The sequence below is a fragment of the Chitinophaga sp. Ak27 genome (assembly GCF_012726295.1).
Taxonomy (GTDB): domain Bacteria; phylum Bacteroidota; class Bacteroidia; order Chitinophagales; family Chitinophagaceae; genus Chitinophaga.
Genome location: NZ_JABAOB010000009.1, coordinates 76677 through 89037, shown reverse-complemented (window position 1 = coordinate 89037; position 12361 = coordinate 76677). Strand labels below are relative to the sequence as shown.

Below are 12361 nucleotides of genomic sequence, written 5' to 3'. Positions count from 1 at the left end.
ATTCATCATTTACAAATAGCTGGAAGCATAGGCGGAGTCAATCAATCCATTATTCTCCATTTCTCTCCAAAATCCATCCGGGATCGTCGAATAGGGTAATGCCACATTTTGCGCGACCCTTGCCGCCTGCGTGGTATTTAAAGCAATACTACTTACCCCTGGCGCATTCAGGCCAAAAATGACACATGCTTCTACCGGTTTTATATTATAATCGATGCATAGCTGGTTAAACTGTAGCCGCCAATCATATAAAGCCTTATCTTTTACCGGATCTGTTAACCGGTAATTATAGTAAGCAGATCCTGTTAAAAATCCGCCGTTAAAAACAGACGAATTTATAATGGTGATACCCTGCCGCTCAAGCTTGCACATAAAATCCACCAATCCGGCTGGATGACTATGAATTGTCATACTGTTGGCAATCATAACCCAGTCCAGTTTTACATCACCAGCTATACGCGCTATGGTTTGCCAATCTTTTGCTCCCACGCCAATGGATTTGACCTTGCCCGCCTGTTTTAGTTCGTGTAAGGCCCGGTAAGCATCTAATATATCCAGGTAACGTTGCTGATATTCCTGCTCATTTCCCGACGCCGCCAGGTATTCATCCGGATCGTGTACGGATACCAACGCCGCGTGATAACTGCTTAATAACTTGTTTCCCTGTTCATAACATTCCAGGATACCGTCATAGCTTATTTTTTGAACAGCATCATGTTCAATATTTTGCCATATCCCTGGTTCAAACGTAGGTTCGGGCGTTTTTAAAGCCGTACGCAGCCAGCCCAGCTTATTGCTGATCAGTACTTGCGAGGGATCGACTTTCAACTGTTCCAAACTCCGTCCCAGTGCTTCCAATGCCAGTCCTGCTCCATACTTACCCGCCGAATCAAATATCACTGTCCCCGGCGAACGCTTTATACATTCTTCCACAATAGATAGCTTCATTTCATCCGGAAGCGCTACATATAAATTTCCTAATCCGCTGGTACCAAAAATTACCTTCGGCCATGTGATTTTATCCATACTTCTGCATCGTTGAAGCCAATGATTTTTTTTCTTTGTGCGGTGCCCTTTGCATCTGGTATATTCAGACAATGGCCCCTTCAATTTTTAACACGAATGCTTCTTTACAAGGCGGTTGTTCCGGCAATTGTACTTTGAGGCCTTCCGATACCTGTTGAAATTTCAGCTGGCCGCTTCCCAGCAGGCTTACCTGGCTGATGGATCCTACCCGGCTATCCGCAGCCAGGGTCTTCACCAATGCGGCATTATTGGCCGGCCATCCCAACATGACCGCATAAAGTGTTTTACCCTTTGTTGTAAAACGAATGTCCTCGGCCACAAATGGTTTACCTTTTCCTTCATTAAAGCCCTGGGCACTCAAAGCTACCGTTGCCTCCATTGCAGGTCCCTCTCCGAATACTCTCCAGGGACGTGTGCCATAAATCGCATCACTGTTGATATGCATCCACGCTGCTATCTGTTCAACGACATTGCGCTCTTCACTATCAATAGTACCATCGCCGCGCACAGGAATATTCAGCAATAGATTGCCATTTTTACTGACAACGTCTGCCAGGGTATGTATAACTGTTTTAGCACTCTTATATCTTTTATTATCAAACAAACGGCGATCGTAGTGCCAGCCGCCGATACAGGTATCCGTTTGCCAGGGAAGTGGTTCTATCTCGTTACTTTGTCCCCGTTCTATATCCCATATCATGCATTTGCGTTGCTGCTCGTTCAATACTTTAGCGAACAAGGCAGCCTGTAGTTTTCCATGCTTTTTGATGCTGGTATTATAGAAGTGCGCCGCTATCTTCAATCCCGCATCACTTACCGGCCAAAGCGGCAGCGCACTGTCGTCAAAATAAATGAGTTCAGGGCCATATTTATCAATCAGTTCAATGGTCCGGTTTAAAAATTTGTCACAGTAGGCTTTGTCAGGTATGCTTGCCCCATTTCCCCAGTCCCAATGCTCTCCCATGCTGCCGTCATTCAGACTATCCTTGCTCAAAGCATGATTTTGAGCATATAGTTCCTGCGGGTCGTAACCACTCCACCAGCTATTATGGCCATCGGATGCAGTTAATTTACCATCATAGGGAATACCTGCATACGGCCCGCTTTTATCGGAACGTTGTGCCACCTCATACCATGACCAGGCATGTGAAGCATGTACCGACACGCCAAAGGGCAAACCCTGTTCTTTGGCGGCTTTTGCCCAGCCTCCGATGAGATCTTTTTTCGGCCCCAGCTTAGTCGCATTCCAGCGATGGTATTTACTATCGTAGAGGTCAAAATTATCGTGGTGATTGGCCATAGCCATAAAATATTTGGCCCCGGCTTTTTTGTATAAGGCCACCAGTTCTTCAGGATGCCAGTTCTCTGCCTTCCAGTCGTTTATTACATCCTTAAAGCCAAACTTTGACGGGTGCCCATATTTCTGGATATGATATTTATATTGGTCGCTTCCCTCCTGGTACATGCCACGGGCATACCAGTCGCCACGTTCCGGCTGGCATTGCGGTCCCCAATGCGCCCAGATACCAAATTTTGCATCACGGAACCAGTCGGGTACCTGGTACTGCCCGAGCGACTCCCAGCTGGGCTTAAATGGCCCCGGCGCCGTGCGTGGAATTGGCGGGGTCCTCAATAAACCGTGTGCAAAAAGATTGGATAGGTATAAGGATGATACGCCTGTAGCTAAGCCTTTTATTAACGTTCTTCTTTCCATGGAATTTAATTTTACCGACTCTCCCTGTAAGCGGGACATCACCTGCTTTTCAGCGTAGCGGAATGCCTATGATGGCAATGAGTAATTGATAAATCAAACTTACTCCGAAATATTTACCCAATATTTGGCTTAATAGGACTTTCTTTTATACAAAACCGACTATTTGCCTATTATTGCTATGTCAAAATCTTCACCTTGGAAGGACATGGCATATTGTTAAATAACTGTACCGCATGATTAAAAGAGCACTTAAACAAACATTCACCTTATTGAACGTTGACCATGTAAAGCTTGATTCCAGGTGGAACTATAAAAATGTGATCAGTCCATATTTCAGGATATACTATATCGACGCAGGAGCAGGAGAAATCTGGGATGCCTCCAATAAGATCAGGCTTGAACCCGGCTTTTTGTATATTATACCGAGCTTCACCTTATGCAACCTGATATGCCCGGACTATCTCAGCCAATACTTTGTCCAGTTTTTCGAGGAATCGTCGGACGGCATTTCCCTGTTTGAAAATAACAGGTCTATTGCCAAAGTAAAGGCAACTGACATTGATATCCTGAACTTCAGGCGGCTATTGGAGATAAATCCCGGGCGGGGCATTAACCGTTCTGACAATCCGAGGGTATATGAAAAAAATATTTTCTATAAAGAATACCAGGAGCTTAATAACCGCCAAAGCCTGTCCATATTCACAGAAACGCATGGTATTCTCCTTCAATTGGTTTCACGCTTTCTGACGCAAGAGACCTTTAAACAAATGGACACGGGACATGTACCGGCGAAAATCCTGAATGTAATCAGTTATATCCAGCTGAACCTGCACCGCGACTTATCTGTAGCTTACCTGGCGAAAAGGGTGAACCTGCATACTGACTATTTTTCGCGCCTTTTTCATCAGCACACCGGCGAAAGGCCTATTAAATATGTACATGAAAAAAGAATCGAACGGGCTCAATACCTGATGTTAACCACCCAGATGACCTTCGCTGAAATTGCCCTGCAAACCGGATTTGACAATGTATTTTACTTCTCTAAAATCTTTAAAAAAATAACAGGAATGTCGCCCGGGAGCTATAAAAAACAGATGGATACAGGTGGGTTTTAGATCTACGCCTGTACCTTAAAACTTAACAACCGCCCAAAATGCTTTCTTGGGTTGCAATGCTTTGTCGAATAACAATGGATAGTCTTTCCTGCCACGTACGGGAAAATTGTCAAGCCAGCTATACCGGTCGGAGATATTCCAAAACGTTACACCGGTAAGAACACTACGGTACTTCCGGAAAGATTCGAAACAGCGGCGGAATTGCTCGAGCTGTAACTGTTCCTTTTCAGCAGTAAATGCCATGGCGCTGTCGCCCGTTGCCCATCCCCTCATCTCGTGTTCTTTGCGGTAAACGGAAACATCCAATTCAGTGATTTGGATTTTGAGTCCCAGCTTGGCAAAATCTGCCATCGTTTTATCCAGCTGTGCCGCCGATGGTTCATTTACTGCCCAATGCGCCTGCAACCCTACCCCATGAACAGGCACTCCTTTGCTGATCAGGCTATTAAGCATACGGATAATTTTTTCCCGCTTCACGGTATTGATTTCATTGTAATCGTTGTAAAACAACAGTGCATCAGGGTCAGCTTCATGTGCCCACTGAAAGGCTTTCTCTATGTATTCATCCCCACAGATCTGGTACCACAAAGAGTTCCGGTAAAATTCGTCCTTACGGTCACTGATCACTTCATTGGCTACATCCCAGGCGTATACGATTCCCTTATATCTTTTTACAACCGTCGTAATATGCTCTTTCAAACGTTGCAACAATACATCTTTAGATACCTGCTGTCCATTGGCATCCTTAAAAATCCATCCCGGAGCCTGATTATGCCAAACCAGGGTATGTCCCCTGAGCTTCATCCCATTGCGGCGTGCAAAAGCTGCAATAGAATCAGCCTCCCTCCAGTTATACTGCTGTTCGCCAGGATGGATCACACCCATTTTCATGGCATTCTCCGGGGTAACGCTATTAAATTGCCGGATCACCAGCCCCGCTTCCTCTGTATGCAACGCACGCGTTGAAACGGCTACGCCTATAGGAAAATAATCCCTGTAATAATCTTTTAATCCCGGCGCTTCCTGTAAAGCAGCAGAACGACCGCGATAAGCCACGCAGGACAGACTTATGGTTACGACTAGCAAAATAGCAATAACATGACTGAGATACTTCATATGATATCTTGATTATTTGTTTAGGAAAGGGATTACCAGCATTCATTTGAATGCGCTTAATGTTTGAATAGTACCATCGCTGTTATACTTCAGCTCCATTACCTTGATGTTTCTCAGGTGTGTTTTACCCGACAACTGTGTATCATGATAAAACAAATACCATTTATCGCCGACCTGGATAATCGAATGATGATTGGTCCAGCCTTCCACTGGTTGGAGTATAACGCCCTGGTAGGTAAAAGGGCCATAGGGGCTGTCTCCAATGGCATAAACAATATTGTGCGTATCACCGGTTGAATAGGAGAAGTAATATTTGCCCTTGTATTTGTGCATCCAGGCCGCTTCAAAAAAGCGCTTGTCGTTTTCCTGTTCGTTATACAGGCGGCCGGTGCTGTCTGTTATTTTTACTGTCAGCGGAGCGCTATCAAAGCTTTTCATATCTCCAGAAAGTTTTGCTACTCGGGGAAGAATGGCTACTTCCTTCTTTTCATGCAGCCTGGCAGTGGCATCATAGCGGTTATTATCCCAGTTTTGCAACTGCCCTCCCCAGATGCCACCAAAGTACAAATAAAAGGAACCATCGTCGTCTTTGAATACACAGGGATCGATGCTATAACTGCCGGCAATTGGCTCTTTTTCCGCCACAAACGGGCCTGTTGGCTGTTTTGAAGTAGCTACTCCTATTTTGAATACTCCCTGTTTATCCTTTGCAGGAAAATATAAATAATATTTCCCCTTTGAAAATGCTGCATCCGGAGCCCACAATTGTTTAGCCGCCCATGGCACGTCCTGTACCCTAAGCGCTGCCCCATGGTCTGTTATTTTGCTTCCAATGGAGTCCATAGAGAAGATATGATAGTCGGCCATCTGGAAATGATCACCATTATCGCTTTCTTTCGTTTGAACAGCCGTATCATGCGAGGGGTATATATATATTTTTCCGTTAAAGAGATGCGCGGATGGATCAGCGGTATAGATATGTGATACCAGTGGAGGCGATGCATACGCCTGTTGGTTACTATCTGCGAAAGTAAACCAGTTAAAACGTGCCGTGGATGGTGTATTTCCCTTAAATGCAAATGTCAGCCGATGCCTGCCGGTAAGCGGCTTCACAGGTACGCTTACTGTCATGTATTTCAGTGAAGGCTGTTCTGGCACCGCTATGGTAGCATAGGGGTTCAATGAATCTTTATCAAGATATACATGGATATGTCCTCCGCGGGGCGCTACCCGTAATAACAGGTATTTATATTCCCCGTCAAAATCCACCTGGTTAAACCGTATCCATGCACCAGCCGTCAAATGGCTAATTTCTTGCGCTCCTGGCTCGCTGCCGTCATTTCCGGGTACCACATGGGCACTGTAAATGTCATCATATCTGTCGGCCGCAATTCGCGAGGAGGCTTTAAAGAGATTGGGAGGCCCCTGCCGGGTATCCAGGTGGAACCAATCCACATCCACATGTCCGCCGCTTTGGGCGGTAGCGTAATTAAATAACGTAAACCGGTTACCGGTAAACATCTTGAGGTTAAACTGCATATTCAGCGTATCTCCCAGGGGTATAAACGTGTTATTATCAAAGCTATAGTAGAAATAAGCCTGGTTCTTCTGTGTGTTAACGGATGCCCGGAAGAACACCCGCGGCTCCTTCCCTACCGCAATACTATCTACCTTGCTGCCGGCATGCTCCATTACAATAAACTTCGCAGCTTCCGTTGCGCGGATACCGATGGAGGCATAAGGCAGCTGCAAAACGGCCAGCCCGGCAACGTCGCCTGCTTTCATGCCGCTGATATCAAATGCGGCGGTGGCATCAGAAAATGGACCGAATATGCGTTGGGTGAGTGAATTTCGTGCATGCAGCAAATCGGCGGCAATATCAGTGGTAGTTAGCCGCAGGTATCCTTTCCGTTTACCTAAAGACCAGGCGCTGTCGTCGGGATTATGATTCCATGCCCATTGCATGCCCAGTTTATCGTCGTTAAACTCATCGCTGCCGGGAAGTACCTGTACCGGGTTAACGGCCTCTGTACGGGGTTTAATGTGAGTAACGACTGCTCTGCCATCCTTCCCCACTACAGGCCAGCCATCCACCCACTGTACCGGCTGCAGGGTGGGCACCCTTCCCACACCGACCCTGTCCTGGAAGATAACACTCCACCATTCCCCCCGGGGAGTTTCAACCAATGCTCCCTGATGAACACCTTTGCCATAGAGGTTCATATCGTCTTTCAAGACAATTTTTTCCTCATAGGGGCCATAGATACTTTTTGACCGGAGGCAAACCTGGTAGCCATCTCCACCCCCATAGGTGGCGTAAATATAATAATACCCGTCTTTCTTATAAACATGCGAACCCTCTAAACCAGGCCGCTGCACTTTGTCAAATATAATGCTGTCCCTGCTCAGGGGAGCCAGATTGGCATCCACTGCGGTCACAGATAATTTGGAATATCCGTGAACAATATAGATCCGGCCATCATCATCAAAAAACAATCCGGCGTCATAGTAGGGCCTTACGAGCTTTCGTATTTCCCATGGGCCTTCCGCTTTCGATGCGGTGCATAAAAAGCCTCCCTCATCCAGGGTCAGGAAAAGTATATAGAACTTCCCGTTGTGGTAACGGATACTACTGGCCCACTGCCCCTTTCCATACCTGTTCCCTCCTTTTAAGTCATAAAAGGGATGTTGTTTAAACCGCTGCACTACATTGGCAGCATAAGTCCAGTTTACCAGGTCTTTCGACTGCAACAGGGGTACTCCGGGAAAAAAATACATAGAAGTAGCTACCATGTAATAGGTATCTCCCACGCGGATCACATCATTATCCGGGAAGTCGGCCCAGATAACCGGATTGGTATAGGTGCCATCTTCATTGTCCGACTGCTGCGCATAAAGTGAAATACTAAAAACGGACATGAGTACTATAACGAGGAATTTCTTATACATCTTTAAAACATTATTCAGTCATTATGATTTTTACAGGTCACCATTTCGAAAAATATGGCGGCCTGCCTGGAAACAAAAATATGTCGATGGCTACTTTCCCGTTAGTACATTTGTTGAAATTGATAGAAAAAATGTCTTTTAGACAATAATCATAGCTCAACAATAGGTTATTAGGGCAATTTAGTATCATAATGATAATAAATTTCATGACAATACTTAAATTGGGGAAACAAAGGACCACGTTCATATCACGCAACCAAAATGCTAGTTTTTTAATGATTGCCCAATATGCTTAGACATACCTTCACGTTACTGTGCTGTTTACTATACCTTGCTAAAACCGGTTGGACACAATCCGGTCATATTAACTTCACTTCGCTCACGTCTAAAGACGGATTGGTATCCAACGGGGTGAATGCCATTACGAAAGACCACTATGGCCTGATGTGGTTTGCTACAGACGACGGCCTGAATAAATTTGATGGTACCCACTTTACGGTTTACCGGCATCGGCAGGGAGACTCCTCAAGCCTGAGAGCCAATGAGGTGCTGGCGCTACATGAAGATAAAGCCGGTAACCTCTGGATAGGTACCAGCGGTGGCGGGATTAGCCTATACGACCGTAAAAAAGACGCCTTTATTCATTTTCCCCTCCACGCAGATGCGCCACAATTACCCCCTAATGCGGTGATATTGGATATTTCAAGCGATACCTCCGGCAATATATGGATAGCACAGTTTGAGCATTTATTTATGCTGGTGCCCCGTACCCATCATGTTTCTAAAATCAACCTGCTGGCAGGTGAAGACGGACCAGAAGCCAAGGTTAGTCCCCACTGTCTTTTTGTGGACCGGCAACAACAAATCTGGATTGGTACTACCCATGGCTTGTACCGATACACTCCCTCCACGGGTACTGTAAAGCTGATAACCAACAAGAAAGCCGGATTTACTGCCCAGGACAATGAAATCAGGGCAATTACCGGTGACAGCGACGGGCAAATCTGGGTAGGCACTGCAACTGGTTTGTATACCCTTCAACCCGATGGCGCCGGCATCTCCCCTTACCATTCCCTTCCGCTGCTGGACCATAAATTAATTAACTGTATTAAACCAGATAAGGACCACCAGCTATGGATTGGCACCGAGGAAGGATTGATAGTGCTTAATACCCGCACAAATACGGCAGACCATTATCTTCCTACCGACGAAAACATTTACAGTCTTACCAACAAATCGATCAAATGTATTTATAACGACGGGCAGGACATCTATTGGTTAGGCACCTTTCGGGGCGGCATCAACAAATATGATAAAAACCTACATCTTTTTAACTTTAAACCGGGTACTGCTTTCCATGAAAATGGCCGCCAGTCATCGATTGTGACTGCCCTCGCCGAAAACGACGAAGGCAATGCTTTTGTGGCCACCGACGGCGGCGGTATGTTTGAATTTAACCGCCAAACCGGGAAAGTCCGCCCTATCGACATTCCATTTCCGGTAAAAGGGAATAAAGTGTCCATCATGGCTCTCCATTATACACATGACAAAAAATTATACATAGGCACCTATGCATTAGGGTTGCTTATCATGAATAGCGCCAACAGAACTTATAAATACTTCGCCAAAGGTTCTGGCGTTAACCATCTTGGCGCCAATGATATTTTTTGTATAAAAGAAGACAGTAAAGGCAATGTTTGGGTAGGCACCAATGGAGAAGGCCTGGATGTCCTCAAAAACGAACAGGTAGTTGCCAGGTACACTCCTCATCCGAATCCTTCACAGCCCAATGAAAAAAAACTGCCATTTAACGGATATATCAGGGCTATCGAAGAAGATGCGGAAGGGAATATATGGGTGGGCTCCCATGGTGGAGGCATTGGCGTTTATCATCCGGCAACGGGGCGATGGGACATCTATACGCAAAGCAACAGCCTGCTGCCGAGTGACAAAGTACAAACGCTACTGCGCGACAGCAAAGGCCGTATGTGGATAGGCACTTTCGGAGGGCTGAGCCTCTTTGATAAAACGCAACAACGGTTCATCAATTTTTCTGAAAAAGATGGACTGCAGAATGTGACCATCTATCAAATCCTGGAAGATAAAAGCGGCATTATCTGGCTAAGTACCAACATGGGCATCAGCAGCTTTCATCCTGCGTCAAAAAAATTCAGGAACTACACCCGCTATAACGGAGTTCAGAATAATAACTTCGTTCATAATTCCGGAATACGCCTGTCTGACGGCGACCTGATGTTCGGCGGGCTGGAAGGTATTAATTACTTTACCCCTTCTGACGTAACGGTCAATAAACATGCACCGGTGGTGCTGCTAACAGATTTAAAAGTATCCAATAAATCGATACGTCCGGATGAAGACGGTCCCATTAAAGTACATATTTCTGTAGCTGATAATATCCGGCTGGCCTACAAACAAAACTTTGCGATCAGTTTTGTAGCGCTCAACTATACGCTTCCCACCGAAAACTTCTACGCCTACAAACTCGATGGATTTGACAAAGACTGGAACTATACCGGCACGGCAAACAGTGCCGCCTATACGAACCTGGATCCGGGAGAATACACCTTCCATGTAAAAGCCGCCAACAACGACGGCATCTGGAGCAACCAGGACACCACCATAAAAATATATGTCCGGCCACCATTCTGGCGTACCATTTACGCCTACCTCTTTTATCTTTGCATCATCTGCCTATCGCTGTTATACAGCCGGCACCTCGGCATTAAGCGGATCAGAAAGAAGTTTATGTTAGAACAGGAAAGACTGGAGATAAAGCGGCTACAGGATATAGACCGGCTCAAAATCAAATTTCTTACCAACCTCAGTCATGATTTCAGAACACCCATTTCGCTGATCATGGGCCCGGTGCAACAACTTATTGAAGAGGAAAAGGCCCGTCCACGACTCGACAAACTAAACATGATCAAAAGAAACTCCCGGCGATTACTCAACCTCGTCAACCAATTACTGGATTTCAGGAAAATGGAAGAGCATGAGTTAAAACTACAGTTAACAACCGGAGACCTGGTAGCTTTTATTAAGGAAGTAATAGACTCCTTCCGCGATTTTGCTGAACGGAAAAACATTCAATTTAACCTTATCAGTGGCCCCGCTGCCTTACCTGCTTTATTTGATCACGATAAAATAGAACGTATTCTTTTCAATTTGCTTTCCAACGCCTTCAAGTTTACTCCAGAAAAAGGCGTAGTGACCGTAGCGCTAACGCTGTTGAATAAAGATGAAGCGACCGGTGAGCAATGGATTCAAATAATAGTAAAAGATACTGGTATTGGCATTCCCAAAGACAAAAGAGAAAAGATATTCGAGCATTTCTTCCAGACTGATACTGCCTCCGCCATATTAAACCATGGAACAGGTATTGGATTGTCTATTACGAAGGAATTTATAAAAATACACGGCGGCTCCATCGAGGTAGAAAGCGAGCCTGGGCAAGGCGCTACGTTTTCCATACAACTTCCTTTAAAAGCAGCCGCACAGGATCAGGCACAGAAAACGCCTGCTGTTACGCCACTGCTGCCGCCTTCCGAAGCAATGTTGCAGGAGGAGGAGGAAGTAGTGACATCGCAGTGCGGGGATGCATTACCGGATGGCCCGAAAACATCGGTCATATTGCTCGTGGAAGATAATGAAGACTTCAGGGATTATCTCAAAGATAATCTTCGCCGGAACTACAAAGTAATAGAAGCCACCAATGGAAAAGAGGGCTGGCAAAAAGCTTTGTTACTACATCCACATTTGATTGTCAGCGACATCACCATGCCGCAAATGGATGGCATCAGCCTGCTGCAGAAATTGAAATTGGATAAAAGAACCAGCCATATACCCGTGATACTGCTCACGGCGCTCACCAATGAAGCAGAACAGATCGCGGGGCTGGCAACAGGCGCCAATGATTATATTACCAAACCATTTAATTCCGAAATACTGCATGCAAAAATCAGGAACCTGCTGCATCTTAACGATACCCTGAAAAACACCTATACCAAACAAATAAAATTACTGGCGCCTGAAATAGAAAAAGTATCTGCAGAAGAAAAGTTGATGGCGCGGATCGCAAGCCACCTGGAAGCCAACCTGACAGACTCCCAGCTTTCGGTGGAAAGCCTGAGCAAAGAAGTGGGGATGAGCAGAAGTTCCCTTTACAATAAACTACTGGAATTAACCGGTCAAACGCCGGTAGAATATATCCGGTCTTACCGGCTGGAAAAAGCGGCAATGCTCATGAAAAGAAGCGACTTGACCATCGCTGAAATTGCCTACCAGGTGGGATTTTCCACGCCTAACTATTTTGCCAAATCATTCAAAGTAAAATACCAGATGCTGCCTTCAGAATTTATGGCGAGGATGCAAAAAGACGAGGCACTCGAGTAACCATATGACCACAAAGAGCCCCCCAAAC

Annotated in this window: 6 protein-coding genes; 2 read left to right on the top strand and 4 right to left on the bottom strand. The window is 45.6% G+C overall.

The window, feature by feature from the left end; genetic code table 11:
• Positions 1-9: 9 nt before the first annotated feature.
• On the bottom strand, positions 10-1026 hold the full coding sequence (locus HGH90_RS25755; RefSeq protein ID WP_169192204.1) for an aldo/keto reductase: 1017 nt from the start codon (positions 1024-1026) through the stop codon (positions 10-12).
• 64 nt (positions 1027-1090) lie between these two features.
• Positions 1091-2740: an alpha-L-fucosidase gene (locus tag HGH90_RS25750; RefSeq protein ID WP_168762630.1), complete on the bottom strand. Its 1650-nt coding sequence runs from the start codon at positions 2738-2740 to the stop codon at positions 1091-1093.
• A gap of 233 nt (positions 2741-2973) precedes the next feature.
• Here HGH90_RS25750 and HGH90_RS25745 point away from each other — a divergent pair, with 233 nt between their 5' ends.
• A complete protein-coding gene (locus tag HGH90_RS25745; RefSeq protein ID WP_168762629.1) occupies positions 2974-3855 on the top strand; it encodes a helix-turn-helix domain-containing protein in 882 nt (293 codons plus the stop codon).
• A gap of 15 nt (positions 3856-3870) precedes the next feature.
• On the opposite strand, the gene HGH90_RS25740 is transcribed toward HGH90_RS25745, so the two are convergent.
• Both HGH90_RS25740 and HGH90_RS25735 read right to left on the bottom strand, forming a co-directional pair.
• Positions 3871-4971: an endo-1,4-beta-xylanase gene (locus tag HGH90_RS25740; RefSeq protein WP_169192203.1), complete on the bottom strand. Its 1101-nt coding sequence runs from the start codon at positions 4969-4971 to the stop codon at positions 3871-3873.
• Positions 4972-5013: 42 nt separating this feature from the next.
• Positions 5014-7920: a family 43 glycosylhydrolase gene (locus HGH90_RS25735; protein ID WP_169192202.1), complete on the bottom strand. Its 2907-nt coding sequence runs from the start codon at positions 7918-7920 to the stop codon at positions 5014-5016.
• A 288-nt stretch (positions 7921-8208) separates the two neighbouring features.
• On the opposite strand from HGH90_RS25735, the gene HGH90_RS25730 reads away from it, so the two are divergent.
• Complete coding sequence (locus HGH90_RS25730; RefSeq protein WP_169192201.1) at positions 8209-12333, top strand: two-component regulator propeller domain-containing protein; 4125 nt, start codon at positions 8209-8211, stop codon at positions 12331-12333.
• Positions 12334-12361 lie beyond the last annotated feature (28 nt).